Source organism: Streptomyces sp. CB01881 (genome assembly GCF_002953255.1).
Taxonomy (GTDB): domain Bacteria; phylum Actinomycetota; class Actinomycetes; order Streptomycetales; family Streptomycetaceae; genus Kitasatospora.
In genome coordinates, this window is sequence record NZ_CP026498.1 from 1,475,543 (window position 1) to 1,491,863 (window position 16,321).

The 16,321-nt window shown below is 72.7% G+C and carries 10 protein-coding genes and 1 pseudogene; 8 read left to right on the forward strand and 3 right to left on the reverse strand.

Features of this window, described 5'->3' with window-relative positions; translation table 11 throughout:
- The first annotated feature begins 784 nt into the window (after nucleotides 1–784).
- Both C2142_RS06470 and ptsP read left to right on the forward strand, forming a co-directional pair.
- On the forward strand, nucleotides 785–1,234 hold the full coding sequence (locus tag C2142_RS06470) for a PTS glucose transporter subunit IIA (RefSeq protein ID WP_148641496.1): 450 nt from the start codon (nucleotides 785–787) through the stop codon (nucleotides 1,232–1,234).
- Between the two features lie 106 nt (nucleotides 1,235–1,340).
- On the forward strand, nucleotides 1,341–3,011 hold the full coding sequence (ptsP, locus tag C2142_RS06475) for a phosphoenolpyruvate--protein phosphotransferase (protein ID WP_148641497.1): 1,671 nt from the start codon (nucleotides 1,341–1,343) through the stop codon (nucleotides 3,009–3,011).
- 96 nt (nucleotides 3,012–3,107) lie between these two features.
- Here the strand turns inward: ptsP and C2142_RS06480 are convergent, their stop codons facing one another.
- The 3 genes from C2142_RS06480 to C2142_RS06490 form a co-directional block, all read right to left on the reverse strand.
- Nucleotides 3,108–5,126 (reverse strand): acetoacetate--CoA ligase, encoded by a 2,019-nt coding sequence (locus C2142_RS06480; RefSeq protein ID WP_148641498.1) that lies wholly within the window; start codon nucleotides 5,124–5,126, stop codon nucleotides 3,108–3,110.
- A 152-nt stretch (nucleotides 5,127–5,278) separates the two neighbouring features.
- Complete coding sequence (locus C2142_RS06485; protein ID WP_148641499.1) at nucleotides 5,279–5,827, reverse strand: NUDIX domain-containing protein; 549 nt, start codon at nucleotides 5,825–5,827, stop codon at nucleotides 5,279–5,281.
- 117 nt (nucleotides 5,828–5,944) lie between these two features.
- A complete protein-coding gene (locus C2142_RS06490; protein ID WP_148641500.1) occupies nucleotides 5,945–6,907 on the reverse strand; it encodes an NUDIX domain-containing protein in 963 nt (320 codons plus the stop codon).
- 170 nt (nucleotides 6,908–7,077) lie between these two features.
- Here C2142_RS06490 and mmuM point away from each other — a divergent pair, with 170 nt between their 5' ends.
- From mmuM to C2142_RS39450, 6 genes and pseudogenes are all read left to right on the forward strand, one after another.
- Nucleotides 7,078–8,016 carry a homocysteine S-methyltransferase gene (mmuM, locus tag C2142_RS06495; RefSeq protein ID WP_148641501.1) on the forward strand — a complete coding sequence of 313 codons (939 nt, stop codon included), beginning with the start codon at nucleotides 7,078–7,080 and terminating at the stop codon, nucleotides 8,014–8,016.
- Between the two features lie 145 nt (nucleotides 8,017–8,161).
- On the forward strand, nucleotides 8,162–8,926 hold the full coding sequence (locus C2142_RS06500) for an IclR family transcriptional regulator (RefSeq protein ID WP_148641502.1): 765 nt from the start codon (nucleotides 8,162–8,164) through the stop codon (nucleotides 8,924–8,926).
- A 321-nt stretch (nucleotides 8,927–9,247) separates the two neighbouring features.
- Entirely contained in the window at nucleotides 9,248–9,967 is a 720-nt protein-coding gene (locus C2142_RS06505) for an MIP/aquaporin family protein (protein ID WP_277347238.1), read from the forward strand.
- A gap of 106 nt (nucleotides 9,968–10,073) precedes the next feature.
- Nucleotides 10,074–11,600 carry a glycerol kinase GlpK gene (gene glpK / locus C2142_RS06510; RefSeq protein ID WP_148641504.1) on the forward strand — a complete coding sequence of 509 codons (1,527 nt, stop codon included), beginning with the start codon at nucleotides 10,074–10,076 and terminating at the stop codon, nucleotides 11,598–11,600.
- A gap of 152 nt (nucleotides 11,601–11,752) precedes the next feature.
- Entirely contained in the window at nucleotides 11,753–13,348 is a 1,596-nt protein-coding gene (locus C2142_RS06515; RefSeq protein ID WP_148641505.1) for a glycerol-3-phosphate dehydrogenase/oxidase, read from the forward strand.
- Nucleotides 13,349–13,616: 268 nt separating this feature from the next.
- Nucleotides 13,617–15,425, forward strand: a pseudogene (locus C2142_RS39450) (DNRLRE domain-containing protein); the annotation flags it as partial.
- Nucleotides 15,426–16,321 lie beyond the last annotated feature (896 nt).

A 16,321-nucleotide genomic window follows, 5' to 3' on the forward strand; every position in this document is an offset into this window, starting at 1 on the left:
CCACGTGTTACTCACCCGTTCGCCACTGATCCACCCCGAAGGGCTTCACCGTTCGACTTGCATGTGTTAAGCACGCCGCCAGCGTTCGTCCTGAGCCAGGATCAAACTCTCCGTGAATGATTACGGGGCCCCGACATTAAACAGAGCCCGTTCACACCCGCGTTGAGCGGCACGGCAACCACCGGAATAGGGCGGCCCCGCGCACTGCGTCCTCGCTGTGTTATTTCAAAAGGAATCTCCAACCCCGGAACAGGTCCGAGGCCGGGGATGTCAACATATCTGGCGTTGACTTTTGGCACGCTGTTGAGTTCTCAAGGAACGGACACTTCCTTCGGACCGCCTTCCAGCGGGCCCTCCGGGCGCTTCGTTCTTTCGTGTTCCCAGCTTAGCAGATGCTTTCCGCTCCGTTTTCCGGTGCTTTTCGCATCTGAAATCTGCTGTTAACCGTCGTCTTGCGGCGACTCGACCAACCATAGCGGGTCCCGAGCCGGAGCGCGAACCGGGCCACGCCGGGCATCACCCGGTCGGCGGCATGATTTGTTGCTCTCGCGAGCATATACAGCAATGGTCCCGATTCGCCAAGATGCCTGTAGAGTGCGGCGCATCGGTGAAGAGGACTAGACCACTGTCGGTCGGTGAGATGTCGGCCGAAGTGGGCGGACGGGCGCGGGTTCTTCGCCCGGGAAGTCAGCAGATGTCCGAAGTTGACATGATTTAGGCTTCACGCGATGTCCTGCCGCAGCTCGCGGCCGCTCGCTGTACTGCGCACTTGGGAGGCTCAACCATGACCACTGTGACGTCGCCGCTGACCGGCCGTGTCGTCGGGCTCGCCGGCGTGCCCGATCCGGTCTTCTCGGGCGCGATGGTCGGTCCCGGCACCGCGATCGATCCGGTTCGCAGGCCAACCGAGGCCGTGGCTCCGGTGGACGGTGTCGTCGTCTCCATGCACCCGCACGCGTTCGTCGTCGTCGACGCGGACGGGCACGGTGTACTGACGCACCTCGGGATCGACACCGTCCAGCTGAACGGCGAGGGCTTCGAGCTGCTCGTCAACAAGGGCGACACGGTGACCCGCGGCCAGGCCGTCATCAAGTGGGACCCGGCCGCCGTCGAGGCCGCCGGCAAGTCTCCGATCTCGCCGATCGTCGCGCTGGAGGCTGCGACCGACTCGCTCGGCGACGTCCGTGAGGACGGGGAGGTCGCCGTGGGCGACGCCCTGTTCAGCTGGAACTGACCTCCTCCCCCTTTATCCCGACACACCCGCCCCGCCGCACTCGCCGGGGCGGCCCGGCACACAGCGGTACCCGGCGGGGCCGCTTCTCTCAGCGGAGACAGTGAGTATGGAGAAGACGCTGCGCGGCGTGGGTGTCAGCCACGGGGTCGCGATCGGCCAGGTGCGGCACATGGGGACGGCGGTGCTGGAGCCGCCGGCCACCCAGATCCCGACCGAGGACGCCCCGCGTGAGCAGGCTCGCGCCCAGGCGGCCGTCGAGGCGGTGGCCGCGGACCTCAACGCTCGCGGCAACCTGGCCGGCGGCGAGGCCCAGGCGGTGCTGGAGGCCCAGGCGCTGATGGCGCAGGACCCGGAGCTGATGGCGGACGTCGCCCGCCGGATCGCCGTCGGCAGCAGCGCCGAGCGTGGCGTCTACGACGCCTTCGCCGCCTACCGCGCGCTTCTCGCGTCGGCCGGGGACTACCTGGCCGGCCGCGTCGCCGACCTTGACGACGTCCGGAACCGCATCGTGGCGCGGCTGCTGGGCGTCCCGATGCCCGGTGTGCCGGACAGCGACGAGCCGTACGTGCTGTTCGCCCGGGACCTGGCGCCGGCCGACACCGCGCTGCTGGACCCGACGCTGGTGCTCGGCTTCGTGACCGAGGAGGGCGGGCCGACCAGCCACAGCGCCATCCTCGCGCGCGCCATGGGCGTGCCGGCCGTGGTCGCGCTGCCGGGCGCCGCCGGCGTGCCCGAGGGCACCGTCGTCGCGGTGGACGGCAGCTCGGGCGACGTGCTGGTGGAGCCGTCCCAGGACAAGCAGGACGAGCTGCGCCGGATCGCCGCCGAGCGCAAGGCCGCCCTCGCCGCCTCCTCCGGTCCGGGGCAGACTTCCGACGGTCACCGGGTGCCGCTGCTCGCCAACGTCGGCGGCCCGGCGGACCTGCCGGCCGCTCTGAAGGCCGGGGCCGAGGGCGTCGGCCTGTTCCGTACCGAGTTCCTCTTCCTGGACGACTCCGCCAAGGCGCCCACCGAGGAGAAGCAGGTCGAGGCGTACCGCAAGGTGCTGGAGGCGTTCCCGGAGGGCCGGGTCGTCGTCCGGGCGCTGGACGCGGGCGCGGACAAGCCGCTGGACTTCCTGACGCCGGCGGACGAGCCGAACCCGGCGCTCGGTGTCCGCGGCCTGCGCACGCTGCTGGAGCACCCCGAGGTGATGCAGACCCAGCTGCGCGCTCTGGCGAAGGCCGCCGAGGGGCTGCCGGTGCACCTTGAGGTGATGGCCCCGATGGTGGCCGACCGCAAGGACGCCCGGGACTTCGCGGACGCGTGTCGTGAAGCCGGCCTGAACGCCAAGTACGGCGCGATGGTGGAGATCCCGTCCGCCGCGCTGCGGGCGCGGTCGATCCTGCAGGAGGTGGAGTTCCTCTCGCTGGGGACCAACGACCTCGCCCAGTACACCTTCGCCGCCGACCGCCAGGTGGGTGCGCTGGCCCGACTCCAGGACCCGTGGCAGCCGGCGCTGCTCGACCTGGTGGCGTTCTCGGCCGAGGCCGCGCAGGCCACCGGCAAGAGCTGCGGCGTCTGCGGCGAGGCGGCGTCCGACCCGCTGCTGGCCGTGGTACTGACCGGTCTCGGGGTCACCAGCCTCTCCATGGGTGCGGCGTCGATCCCCTACGTGCGGTCCACGCTGGCCAAGTACACGCTGGCGCAGTGCCGTCGGGCGGCCGAGGCGGCCCGGGCCGCGGACAGCGCCGAGGGCGCACGGGCCGCGGCGCAGCAGGTGCTGTCCGGCGAGTAGCGGACGCGTGGCTGCCGCGCCCGCACGCGTGCCAGCGCACCCGGACACGACGAAGGGGCGCCCCGTCATGGGGGCGCCCCTTCGTCGTGTCCGGGGTCAGGCCTGGCGGTCGCGGCGGAGCTGCTCGAAGAAGCGCAGGTGGTCGAGGTTGTCGACGGAGCCGGGGTTGACGGCCTGCTCCAGCGGGGTGCCGGAGAGCAGGCGCTTGACCGGGACCTCGATGCGCTTGCCGGTGAGGGTGTGCGGGAGGCCGCGGACGGCGATGACCTCGTCGGGGACGTGGCGCGGGGAGAGTTCCGTGCGCAGCGAGCTGCGGATCCGGCCGATCAGGTCGTCGTCGAGCGTGGCGCCGGGGGCGAGGACGACGAAGAGCGGCATCCAGTAGCCGCCGTCGGGCTCCTCCAGGCCGATGACCAGGGACTCGGCGATCTCGGGGAGGCGCTCGACGACCTCGTAGATGTCGGAGGAGCCCATCCGGACGCCCTGGCGGTTGAGGGTGGAGTCCGAGCGGCCGTGGATGACCACGGTGCCGCGCGAGGTGACGGTGATCCAGTCACCGTGGCGCCAGATGCCGGGGTACATGTCGAAGTAGCTGTCGTGGTACCGGGTGCCGTCGGGGTCGTTCCAGAAGCCGGTGGGCATGGACGGGATCGGCTTGGTGACGACGAGTTCGCCGACGGCGTCGGTGAGCGGGCGGCCCTGGACGTCCCAGGACTCGACGGCGGCGCCGAGGCAGGGGGCCTGGATCTCGCCGAGGTGAACGGGAAGGGTGGGGACGCCGCCGACGAAGCAGGAGCAGACGTCGGTGCCGCCGCTGACGGAGGCGAGCCAGACGTCCTCCTTCACCTCGTCGTAGATCCAGCGGAAGCCGTCGGGCGGGAGCGGGGAGCCGGTGGTCCCGATGCAGCGGACGGCGGAGAGGTCGAGGTCCCGGCCGGGGTGCAGGCCGGCCTTGCGGCTGGCGATGACGTAGGCGGCGGAGGTGCCGAGGACGGTGGCGCCGGTGCGGGCGGCCACCGACCAGAGGGCGCCGGTGTCGGGGTGGCCCGGGCTGCCGTCGTAGGTGACGATCGTGGACCCGGTGAGGAGGCCGGCGAGGAGGAAGTTCCACATCATCCAGCCGGTGGAGGTGTACCAGAGGAAGCGGTCCTCGGGGCCGAGGTCGAGGTGGAGGCCGGCCTGCTTGAGGTGTTCGAGCAGGATGCCGCCCTGGCTCTGGACGATGGCCTTGGGCAGGCCGGTGGTGCCGGAGGAGTAGAGGACCCAGAGCGGGTGGTCGAAGGGGACGGCCTCGAAGACCGGCTCGACGTCGTCGGCGACCAGGTCGTCCCAGTGCAGGGCGCCCTCGGGGGCGGGGCCGCCGAGCAGGGGGACGTGGACGACGGTGTGCAGGGTGGGGAGTTCGCGGCGGAGTTCGGCGACGACCTCGGTGCGGTCGTGGTCCTTGCCGCCGTAGTGGTAGCCGTCGACGGCGAAGAGGACGGCGGGTTCGATCTGCTGGAGGCGGTCGAGGACGCTGCGGGCGCCGAAGTCGGGGGCGCAGCTGGTCCAGACGGCGCCGACGGCGGCGGTGGCCAGGAGGGCGACGGCGGCCTGCGGGATGTTGGGCAGGTAGGCGCTGACGCGGTCACCGGGGCCGATGCCGCGGGCGCGCAGGGCGGCGGCGAGGGACCCGACCTGGCGGCGCAGCTCGGCCCAGGTGAGGACGACCGGGTGCTCGGTGGTCTCGTCGAGGTGCAGGACGGCCGGCCTGTCGGCGTTGGCCGGGGTCTCGGCGGCGCGCAGGGCGTGCTCGGCGTAGTTGAGGCGGGCTCCGGGGAACCAGCGGGCGCCGGGCATGGTCGCGTCGGCGAGGACGGCGTCCGGGGCCTGGGTGAAGCGGACGTCGAACCACTGGGTGACGGCGGTCCAGAAGCGGTCGAGGTCCTCGGTGGACCAGGCGTGCAGGTCGGCGTAGCGCTGGGCGGCCTGCTGGTCGTCGGTGGTGGGGGCGAGCGGTGCGGCCGGGGCGCCGTGCTGTTCGGCGGCCCAGGCCTGGAAGGCCACGATCGCGGTGGCGGCGGCGCGAGCGGGGGTGGGGCGCCAGAGCGGCTGGTCCTGGGGTGGGGTGCTCACGGTGGTGGTCTCCCGGCCGGTGGATGGGACGGGATGCTTGTGGCAGGGCCCGTCCGGTTGGGGCTGTCGGTGCAGACCCTGCCATGTGATCGCCCGGTGCGCCAGGGTCTGCCCCGGGGGTGCGGGCCTGGTCAGCCCGCTGCCGCTGCCGGTCAGCGAGGGGTGAACTCGCCGTTGAACCAGGACTGGGAGACCCGGGTGTGGAAGGCGAAGGCGAGTGGGGTCTCCGGGGTGGAGAGCTGCCAGCCGTCGGTCTCGTCGGTGGGCTTGGAGGGCGGGAGCTCGGCGAGCGGGCGCGCGGGGAGCAGGCCGAAGAGGCAGAGGAAGCCGCCGCGGGTGTCGGAGTCGGTGGCGACCAGGGTGATCTCGGAGGCGTCGGCGAGGATTCCGGTCTCCTCGCGGAGTTCGCGGACGCAGGCCTGCTGCCAGCTCTCGCCGTAGTCGACGTAGCCGCCGGGCAGGGCCAGTTCGCCGTAGCCGGGCTCGATGGTGCGGCGGATGACGACGAGGCTGGGCTCGCCGCTCCCCTGGGTGACCGGGAGGAGGGTGACGACGACGGGCAGCGGGTTGCGGTAGCTGATCTCGGAGCAGCCGGGGCAGGTGCGCGGCCAGGTCTTGGTGCCGGCGGGGTAGGGCGTGCCGCACCAGTGGCAGTGGGAGTTGGGCCGGTTGGTCGTCCTGCTCACCTCTTGAGTGGTCATGGCCGGATGGTAGTGCCGCCGGGTGCAGGACGGCAGCGGTCTGCTGATCTCGGTCGGCCGTCGGTGAACCGGCGGGCGCCGGGACGGCGGGTGCAGGGACGGGCCGCGGCGCGGCGGTCAGCGGATCTCGTCCTCGCGGGTGGGGCGCAGCAGGGCGGGGTGGAGCAGTTGGGCGTCGCCGGCGCAGTAGTTGCGGGCGCGGGGGCCGCCGCGGGCACCGCCGCGCTCGGTGGTGGTGCCGGTGCTCTCGACGAAGCCGGGGACGGAGAGGACCTTGCGGTGGAAGTTGCCGGCGTGGAGCTTCTCGTCCCAGACGGCCTCGTAGACGGCCCGCAGCTCGGGGATGGTGAAGTCGTGCCGGAGGAAGGCGGTGGCCAGCGGGCTGTACTCGATCTTGGCGCGGGCGCGGTCGAGGCCGTCGGCGAGGATGCGGGCGTGGTCGAAGGCCAGGGTGATGGGGGCGGACCGGTCCGCCTCCGCTCGGGACGTCTCGGCTGGGCGCGTCTCGGTTTCGGACGTCTCGGCTTCGGAAGAGGGGCCGGCAGGCCCGTCGACGCCACCCCCGTGGGTGTCGACGGGCCTGCCGGCGGCTGGTGACCGGCCGATGGACGGCCGGAGGTCAAGGCCGGTGACGGGGTGCCAGGCCGCCCGCGCCGCGTCCGAGCCGGCTTCGGGGTCCGGCAGGTCGGGTGCGAAGGCCAGGTAGGCGACCGAGACGACGTGCATGCGCGGGTCGCGGTCGGGGGCCCCGTAGGTGCCGAGCTGTTCGAGGTGTATGCGGCTGAGGGCGGCTTCGGCGCCGGAGCTGCCCTGCAGGCCCGTCTCCTCGGCGAGCTCGCGGGCGGCAGCCTCGTCGAGGCCCTCCTCGCCGGCCTTGAGGAAGCCGCCGGGCAGTGCCCACGAGCCCTGGTAGGGCGGGCCGGCCCGCTCGACCAGCAGGACGTGGAGGCCGCCGTGGCGCAGTGTCAGGGCGACGATGTCGACGGTGACGGCCACGGGGGTGTAGGCGCGCGGGTCGTAGGCGGCGAGCCAGGCCTGCTCGTCCGTGTCGGTGCCGACGGGGTGCTGCTCCACGGCCATGGCCGGCTCCTCTCCGGTGTGGCGCCCGGCTCGGCGTCGTCGTTCTCGGGATGAGCACAACGTAGCGACCCGTTGACTCTGCGGCAAATGGATTTCCGGGGAGGCGGTCTCGCCCGTCTTCTAGGCTGTGGCCAGGAGCTTTGCCCGAGGAGCAGGTCTTGGAGGCCGTCATGCCCGCCACTCCCCCGCCGGACTTCGCCGCCGCGGTGGCCGCCGGTCCGCTGGTGCTGGACGGCGGGATGTCGAACCAGCTGGCGGCGGCCGGGCACGACCTCGGCGACGCGCTGTGGTCGGCGCGGCTGCTGGCGGACGCGCCGGAGGCGGTCGCCGCCGCGCACCGGGCCTACTTCGACGCCGGGGCGGAGGTCGCGATCACCGCGAGCTACCAGGCGAGCTTCGAGGGGTTCGCGCGGCGCGGGGTGGGCCGGGCGGAGGCGGCCGCGCTGCTGGCGCGCAGCGTGGAGCTGGCCAGGGAGGCGGCGCGGCGGTCGGCGGCGGAGCGGGAGCGGGCGGGCCGGCCGCTCTGGGTGGCGGCGTCGGTGGGCCCGTACGGGGCGGTGCTGGCGGACGGGTCGGAGTACCGGGGGCGGTACGGGCTGACGGTGGACGAGCTGGAGGCGTTCCACCGTCCGCGGCTGGAGGCGCTGGCGGCCGCCGGGCCGGACGTGCTGGCGCTGGAGACCATCCCGGACGCGGACGAGGCCCGGGCGCTGCTGCGGGCGGTGCGCGGGCTGGGGGTGCCGGCCTGGCTGTCGTACAGCGTGGCGGGCGGGCGGACCAGGGCCGGGCAGCCGCTCGCGGAGGCGCTGGCCCTGGCCGCGGAGGCCGACGAGGTGGTGGCGGTGGGGGTGAACTGCTGCACGCCGCAGGACGCGGACGCGGCGGTGGCCCTGGCGGCGCAGGTGACCGGCAAGCCGGTGGTGGTGTACCCGAACAGCGGGGAGGAGTGGGACGCCGGGGTCCGGGACTGGCGCGGCGAGCCGACGTTCCGTCCGGACCGGGTGAGCGGCTGGCTGGCGGGCGGCGCCCGGCTGGTGGGCGGCTGCTGCCGGGTGGGCCCGCGGGAGATCGCCGCGCTGGCCGCCGAGGTGGCGCGCGGCCGGCGCTGAGCCGCCGGCCGGCGCCGGGCCTACCGTTCGGCCGGTGCCGGACTTTCCGAGGGGGAAGGTGCACGGACCGGGGGCGGCCTGGCAGACTCATCCCGTTACCACTGTGGTCGACATTGTCGACCACCTGTCAGCCCGGAGGTACCGAATGCCCGGCCCGATCCAGTCGCTCTCCCGGGCCGCCGCGATCATGCGCCTGCTGGCCGGCGGTGAGCGCCGCCTGGGCCTGTCCGAGGTCGCGACGGCGCTGGACCTGGCCAAGGGCACCGCGCACGGCATCCTGCGCACCCTCCAGATGGAGGGGTTCGTGGAACAGGACCCGGAGAGCGGCAAGTACCAGCTGGGCGCCGAACTGCTGCGGCTGGGCCAGAGCTACCTGGACGTCCACGAGCTGCGCGCCCGGGCCCTGGTCTGGGCGGACGACCTGGCCAGGGCGTCCGGCGAGACCGTCTACCTGGGCGTGCTGCACCAGCAGGGCGTGCTGATCGTGCATCACGTCTTCCGCCCGGACGACACCCGGCAGGTGCTGGAGGTCGGCTCGATGCAGCCGCTGCACTCCACCGCGCTGGGCAAGGTGCTGCTGGCCTACGACCCGGTGGCCCGCGGCGAGCTGGGCGACGGGCCGTACGAGGCGTACACCGCGCGGACGCTGACCGAGCCGGCGGACGTGGACGCCGAGGCGGCACTGACCCGCGAGCGCGGCTGGGCCGACTCGATCGAGGAGACCTGGGAGGGCGTGGCCTCGATCGGCGCGCTGATCCAGGACCGGCGGCGCAACCCGGTGGGCGCGGTCTGCATCAGCGGCGCGGTGGAGCGGGTCTGCGAGGACGGCTTCGTGAAGCCCTCGCTCGTCGCCTCGGTGCGCAGCGCCGCCCGCGCGATCTCGCGGGACCTGGGAGCCGGGCGGTTCTGACGCCGCGGGGCGGCTGTGCGGCGGGTCGGCGCCGGGAAGTCCGACGTTCACGCTGAGGCGCGGACAGGCGCGATGCCTGTCCGCGCCTTAGCGTTTTGTCCGTGTTTGCAATGATCCGTTTGGTGACTTCGAGTGAAGGGTCACAGCTGCGTAACCCGGCCTTGACGTGAAGGCGGCCCGGGGAGGAAGCTTCCGCATGACGGTCGACATTGTCGAACGATGGCCGAGCGGATCCCCCCCGCAGAGCGCTCACCCGCACAGTGATCGCTCGGCCACCTGCCCCCACCCGCACCTCCGGGCCATATGGACAAGGGAGTCTTTGTGTCCGCGTTCTCCACCGGCGACATCTTCGTCGGCGAAACCCTCGGCACCGCCGCCCTGATACTTCTCGGCGGCGGCGTCTGCGCCGCCGTGACGCTCAAGAAGTCGAAGGCCATCAACGCCGGCTGGCTGGCGATCACCTTCGGCTGGGGCTTCGCGGTGATGATCGCCGCCTACATGTCGGCCCCCAAGTCCGGCGCGCACCTGAACCCGGCCGTGACCCTGGCCCTCGCCGTCAAGAGCGGCGAATGGGGCGACGTCCCCGTCTACCTCGGCTCCCAGCTGCTCGGCGCGATGATCGGCGCCGTCCTCGTCTGGGCCACCTACCTCGGCCAGTTCCAGGAGAACAAGGAGCCGACCCTGGGCATCTTCTCGACCGGTCCCGAGATCCGGAACCCGGTCCAGAACATGCTCACCGAGATCATCGGCACCTTCGTGCTCTGCTTCGCGATCCTCACCCAGGGCACCAACGAGGGCCTGGGCAAGTCCGGCCTCGGCATCCTGATCGTCGCGTTCACCGTCGTCGGCATCGGCCTCTCGCTCGGCGGCCCGACCGGCTACGCCATCAACCCCGTCCGCGACCTGGGCCCGCGCATCGTGCACGCGCTGCTGCCGATCCCGAACAAGGGCGGCTCCGACTGGTCCTACGCCTGGATCCCGGTGGCCGGCCCGGTCATCGGCGGTCTGCTGGCCGGCGGCCTGTACAACGCGATCTTCTAAAGCCGGCCATCTTTCCGGAGCCAGGCTTCGCCCCACCCGAGCACGGGGACTGACCCCACGAGTCAGGCCCACCCACCCGAACCCCCATCTTGAGCCGAGGACCCTCATGACCTCCACTGGCACGGGCAACTACATCGCCGCGATCGACCAGGGCACGACCTCCAGCCGCTGCATCATCTTCGGCGCGGACGGGCGGATCGTCGCCGTCGACCAGCAGGAGCACCGGCAGATCTTCCCCCAGCCCGGCTACGTCGAGCACGACGCCGCGGAGATCTGGACCCGCGTGCAGTCGGTCGTCCGCGGTGCGCTGGAGAAGGCCGGACTGACCAGGGACGACATCCGCGCCATCGGCATCACCAACCAGCGCGAGACCACCGTCCTGTGGGACCGGAACACCGGCGAGCCGGTGCACAACGCGCTGGTCTGGCAGGACACCCGCACCGAGGCGCTCTGCCGCGAGCTGGGCCGCAACGTCGGCCAGGACCGCTTCCGCCGCGAGACCGGCCTCCCGCTGGCCAGCTACTTCGCCGGCCCGAAGATCCGCTGGCTGCTGGACAACGTCGAGGGCCTGCGCGAGCGCGCCGAGGCCGGCGACATCCTGTTCGGCACCATGGACACCTGGGTGATCTGGAACCTCACCGGCGGTGTCGACGGCGGCAAGCACGTCACCGACGTCACCAACGCCAGCCGCACCATGCTGATGAACCTGCACACCCTGCAGTGGGACGAGAAGATCGCCGAGTCGATGGGCGTCCCGATGTCCGTCCTGCCGGAGATCCGCTCCTCCGCCGAGGTCTACGGCGAGGCCGTCGGCGACCTCGCCGGCGTCCCGGTCGCCTCCGCCCTCGGCGACCAGCAGGCCGCGCTGTTCGGCCAGACCTGCTTCGACAAGGGCGAGGCCAAGTCGACGTACGGCACCGGCACCTTCCTGCTGCTGAACACCGGCGAGGACGTCGTCAACTCGTACCACGGGCTGCTGACCACCGTCGGCTACCGGATCGGCGACCAGAAGCCGGTCTACGCCCTGGAGGGCTCGATCGCCGTCACCGGCTCGCTGGTCCAGTGGCTGCGCGACCAGCTCGGCATCATCTCCACCGCCGCCGAGATCGAGACCCTCGCCAACACCGTCGAGGACAACGGCGGCGCCTACTTCGTCCCGGCCTTCTCCGGCCTGTTCGCCCCGTACTGGCGCTCCGACGCCCGCGGTGTGATCGCCGGCCTGACCCGGTACGTCACCAAGGGCCACCTGGCCCGGGCCGTCCTGGAGGCCACCGCCTGGCAGACCCGCGAGGTCGTCGACGCCATGCAGAAGGACTCCGGCGTCGAGCTCACCGCGCTCAAGGTCGACGGCGGCATGACCAGCAACAACCTGCTCATGCAGAACATCGCCGACGTGCTGGACGCCCCGGTCGAGCGCCCGTACGTGGCCGAGACCACCGCGCTCGGCGCCGCCTACGCGGCCGGCCTGGCCGTCGGCTTCTGGAACGACCTGGACACCCTGCGGGCCAACTGGCACCGCGCCGCCGAGTGGACCCCGCGCATGGACGAGGCCACCCGGGACCGCGAGTACAAGAAGTGGCTCAAGGCCGTGGAGCGCACCATGGGCTGGGTGGAGGAGGAAGAGCAGAGCTGACCGCGAAGCCGGTCGGGGCCCCCGTGGCCCCGACCGGCTTGCCCACGTTTCACCGGCCCGCCGCACCGGGCCGACCGGCCTCTCAGCAGGGGCCGCACCGCACACCGAGAGGAGTAACGGCGCCGCCCGACCCGCGTCGCCGTACACACACCATGGCAACCATCCCGACCCTGGGTGCCGAGCGCACCGCCGGCCGCACCGCCTCCCGCGCCGAGACCCGCGAGCTGCTGGGCAAGGCCACCTACGACCTGCTGGTGATCGGCGGCGGCATCCTCGGCACGGCCGTCGCCTGGACCGCCTCCCAGGCGGGCCTCAAGGTCGCCATGGTCGACGCCGGCGACTTCGCCGGTGCCACCTCCAGCGCCTCCTCCAAGCTGGTCCACGGCGGTCTGCGCTACCTGCAGACCGGCGCGGTCAAGCTGGTCGCCGAGAACCACAAGGAGCGCCGCGCGCTCGCCACCGACGTCGCCCCGCACCTGGTCAACCCGCTGACCTTCTTCGTGCCGGTCTACAAGGGCGGCCCGCACAGCGCCCCCAAGCTCGGCGCCGGCGTCTTCCTCTACTCGGCGCTCTCCGCCTTCCGCGACGGCATGGGCCGGGTCTCCACCGCCGCGCACGCCGCCCAGCAGGTGCCCGCGCTGCGCACCGAGGGCCTGCGCTCGGTGGCCGTCTACGGCGACCACCAGATGAACGACTCGCGCGTCGCCGTGATGACGGTGCGCGCCGCCGTCGACGCGGGCGCCGTGGTGCTCAACCACGCCGAGGTCACCGGCCTGCGCTTCACCGGCGGCCGGGTCACCGGCGCCGACCTGAAGGACCGCCTTGACGGCACCGAGTTCGGCGTCGACGCCCGCCTGGTGCTCAACGCCACCGGCCCCTGGGTCGACCACCTGCGCCGGATGGAGGACGCCGGCGCCGCGCCGTCGATCCGCCTCTCCAAGGGCGCGCACGTCGTGGTCAAGCGCCGCTCCCCGTGGCGCGCCGCGCTGACCATCCCGATCGACAAGTACCGCGTCTCCTTCGCCATCCCGTGGGAGGACCACGTCCTGCTCGGCACCACCGACGAGGAGTACACCGGCGACCCGCAGGACGTCCGGGCCACCGACGCGGACATCGACCAGATCATGGGCGAGGCCGCGCACGCCATCCGCGACGAGCACCTCGACCGCGACCTGATCACCTACGCCTTCGCCGGCCTGCGGGTGCTGCCCGGCGGCCCCGGGGACACCGCCGCCGCCAAGCGCGAGACCGTCGTCACCGAGGGCCGGGGCGGCATGCTGTCGGTCGCCGGCGGCAAGTGGACCACCTACCGGCACATCGGCCGCACCGTGCTGGAGAAGCTCGCCCACGTGCCCGGCACCAGCCTCGGCGAGGACATGTCGCCGATCGCCCCGACCGTGCCGCTGCCCGGCGTCGGCGCCCCGAACGCCGTCGCGCACCGCCTGCTGATCGACCGTGAGCCCGGCTCCCGGATGGAGCCGCTGGTCGCCAGGCACCTGGCCAGCCACTACGGCACGCTCTCCTTCGAGATCGCCCGCATGATCGACGAGAACCCGGAGCTGGGCCGGCCGATCCACGCGGACGGTCCGGACGTCTGGGCGCAGGTCGCCTACGCCGCCGACAACGAGTGGGCGTACACCACGGACGACGTGCTGCGGCGCCGCACCACGATGACCGTACGCGGCCTGGACACCCCGGAGATCCGCGCCGAGGTCGACGCCTTCCTGGCGAAGCGCGGGACCAAGTAGACGCAGCCCGGCGAAGCGCCGGGCCGGCGGACGCCGACGCGCAGGACTCGGAGGGCGGGCACCCCAGGGCTGGGGGCGCCCGCCCTCCGGCATTCCCGGACGGAACCACCGCGATCGTTTGCATACCGCGCGTCACAATCGCATCAAGTTCCCTAGGAAATCTTCGGCCATTGGGTATTTTTGTCCCGAATTACCATGATCATCTGACGGAATGTTTTCCCTATGCTCCGGCCATCACTGTTGACCAACAGTGGGTCAAGGAGCAGCAATGCACGTCTCAAGACGGGCCCTCTCGGGCCCGCTGGCCCTCACGCTGGCGCTGACGCTGGCGGGCGGGTCGCAGGTCGCCTTCGCGGCCAGGCCACAGCCCAAGCCCTCCCCCGGCAAGCCCCCGACGGTGGCCGCCACCGACCCGACCGGCAGCATCGCCGCCGCCAAGGTGGCCGCCCGCACGACCGGCAAGCGCATCGAGGCGGTGTCCGAACGCAGCGAGGTGTCGACCACCTGGGTCAACCCGGACGGCACCCTCACCACCGAGCTCTCGGCCGGCCCGGTGCGGTTCCTGCGCGACGGCCACTGGGCCGACGTCGACCTCACCCTGAAGGCCGCCGCCGACGGCTCGGTCGCCCCGGCCGGGCACCCCAATGCCATGAAGCTGGCGGGCGCCGGCGGCAAGCGCCCCCGCTCGCTCCAGGAGTCGCAGGCCGGCGCGGACGCGGCCCGTACGCTGGTCTCGCTCGGCTCCGGCGACGACGAGCTGGCCCTCCAGTGGAAGGGCGGCCTGCCCAAGCCCGAGCTGAACGGCCCGCGCGCCACCTACCGCGACGCCATCGGCGACGGCGCCGGCGACCTGGTCGTCGAGGCCACCCGCACCGGCTTCGAGCAGTACGTGACGCTCAACCGGCGCCCGGGCCAGGCCGGCTACTCGTACACCATGCCGTTCAAGGCCAAGGGCCTGAAGGCGGTCCCCCAGGCCGACGGCAGCGTCCTGTTCACCGACCGGAAGAACGGCCGCAAGCGCGCCGTCCTGCCGGCCCCCGTCGCCTGGGACGCCACCACGGCGCCCGGCTCCAGCGAGCACCCGCGGCAGGCCAAGGTCGACCTCAGGGTCGTCCAGCGCGGCGACGACGTCGACCTGGTCTTCACCCCGGACGCCGCGTTCCTCGACGACCCGGCCACCACGTACCCGGTGACCGTCGACCCGGCCACCGCCGGGCTCGGCAACGCCTTCGACACCCGCGTCCAGAAGGGCGAGACGGTCGACTGGTCGGCCGACACCGAGATCTACTGGGGCAACCCCGGCACCAAGAACGCCGACGGCAGCTCCCGCGAGGCCCGTTCCTTCATCAACTGGAACACCGCCTCGATCGCCGACGCGCTGGTCTCCGGCGCCACCCTGTCGCTGTACAACTTCCACTCCGGCAACAGCGACTGCCTGAACTACGCCTGGGACGTCTACGACACCGGCCTGGCCTCCACCGCCTCCCGGTGGACCGCCCAGCCGGCCTGGGGCACCAAGCGGGCCACGTCCACCGAGACCAGGGGCCGGGACGCCTGCGGCGGCGACGGGTGGATCAACGCCGACGTCACCACCATGGTGCAGGGCTGGGCCTCGGCGAAGAACAGCACCTCGGGCATGGGTCTGCGCGCCCCCGACGAGACCAGCACGAAGTTCTGGAAGGAGGTGAACTCCGCCAATGCCGCCACCAACGTGCCGAAGCTGACGGTGAACTACAACTACCGCCCGCGCACCGGCACCAAGCAGCAGGCCGGCCCGCCGTTCCTGCAGGACGGCACCGGCACCTGGCGGGTGGACACCACCACCCCGGTGCTCCGGGACACCTTCGTCGACCCCGACGGGGACAAGGTGACCGGCACCTTCCAGCTGGTGGACGCCATCTCCGGCGCCCAGGTCGGCAACGTCAACGTCTCCGGCTACGTGGCCAGCGGCACCCCGGCCGAGGTCACCGTCCCGGCAGGCCTGCTCCAGTACGGGCACACCTACCGGTTCCGGACGTCCCCCTACGACGGGCTGCACTACAACCTGGGCTGGTCCGCCTGGTCCACCTTCAGCGTCAGCCCGCTGCCGGACGTACCGACCGCACTGCAGAGCGGCGCCCAGCAGACGCTCACCCCCGTCCTGTCGGCCCTGGTGACCAACCCCAACCAGGGGCGCGTGCGCACCGAGTTCGCGCTCAAGGCCCAGAACGGCCAGCCGCTGCCGACCGTGCTCGCGCCCGTCTGGGTGGACAGCGGCAACCGGGCCTCCGTCCAGGTGCCCTCCGGCGCGCTGGCCGACGGCGGCAGCTACACCTGGGCGGCACGCGCCTGCGCCGCCGTCGGCTGCTCCGCCTGGAGCGCCGACCAGCCGCTGACCGTCCAGGTGCAGGCACCGCCGGTCCCGCCGGCGCCGACCACCGTGGTCCTCACCGGCCCCGCCCTCACCGACGCCTCGACGGCCACCGCCGGCGGCGGCTGCGACACCGGCGCCTGCCCGGCCGCGGACCCGGCCGAGCTGCGGATCGGCACGGTCGACGGCAGCAGCTGGAGCAGCTGGCTCAAGCCGGACCTGACGGCCGTCCCGGCCGGATCCCGCGTGATCGGCGCGAGGCTGGAGCTGACCCGCTCCGACTGCACGGCCGGCAGCCCCGGTTGTGACGAGGCCGCCGTGGACGTCTTCCAGCTCGGCTCGGCCTGGGCACCCGCCAACGGCGGCGCCGCGCTGAACACGGCCGCCGGCCCGGAGAGCTTCGCCTCCGCCGCCAAGCTCTCCGAGACCGACCTGGCCGCCCTGGCCGGCTCCTGGATCGAGAAGGGCGAGGCCTACGGGCTGGCCCTGCGCCCGCCGGCCGGCTGGACCGGCGCCGCCCGCTACCGGTCGGCCACCGCCGCCGACCCCGCGCAGCGGCCGAGGCTGACCCTGGACTACCTGGCACCGACCGCGCCGGGCGCGGCCGAGCTGGTCACCGTGAC

Bases quoted from the DNA above. Each gene is read 5' to 3' on its own strand.
- glpK (WP_148641504.1), top strand. From the start codon at position 10,074: ATGACCTCCACTGGCACGGGCAACTACATCGCCGCGATCGACCAGGGC.
- C2142_RS06485 (WP_148641499.1), bottom strand. From the start codon at position 5,827: ATGACCACTCAAGAGGTGAGCAGGACGACCAACCGGCCCAACTCCCAC.
- C2142_RS06500 (WP_148641502.1), top strand. From the start codon at position 8,162: ATGCCCGGCCCGATCCAGTCGCTCTCCCGGGCCGCCGCGATCATGCGC.
- mmuM (WP_148641501.1), top strand. From the start codon at position 7,078: ATGCCCGCCACTCCCCCGCCGGACTTCGCCGCCGCGGTGGCCGCCGGT.
- C2142_RS06490 (WP_148641500.1), bottom strand. From the start codon at position 6,907: ATGGCCGTGGAGCAGCACCCCGTCGGCACCGACACGGACGAGCAGGCC.
- C2142_RS06515 (WP_148641505.1), top strand. From the start codon at position 11,753: ATGGCAACCATCCCGACCCTGGGTGCCGAGCGCACCGCCGGCCGCACC.
- ptsP (WP_148641497.1), top strand. From the start codon at position 1,341: ATGGAGAAGACGCTGCGCGGCGTGGGTGTCAGCCACGGGGTCGCGATC.
- C2142_RS06470 (WP_148641496.1), top strand. From the start codon at position 785: ATGACCACTGTGACGTCGCCGCTGACCGGCCGTGTCGTCGGGCTCGCC.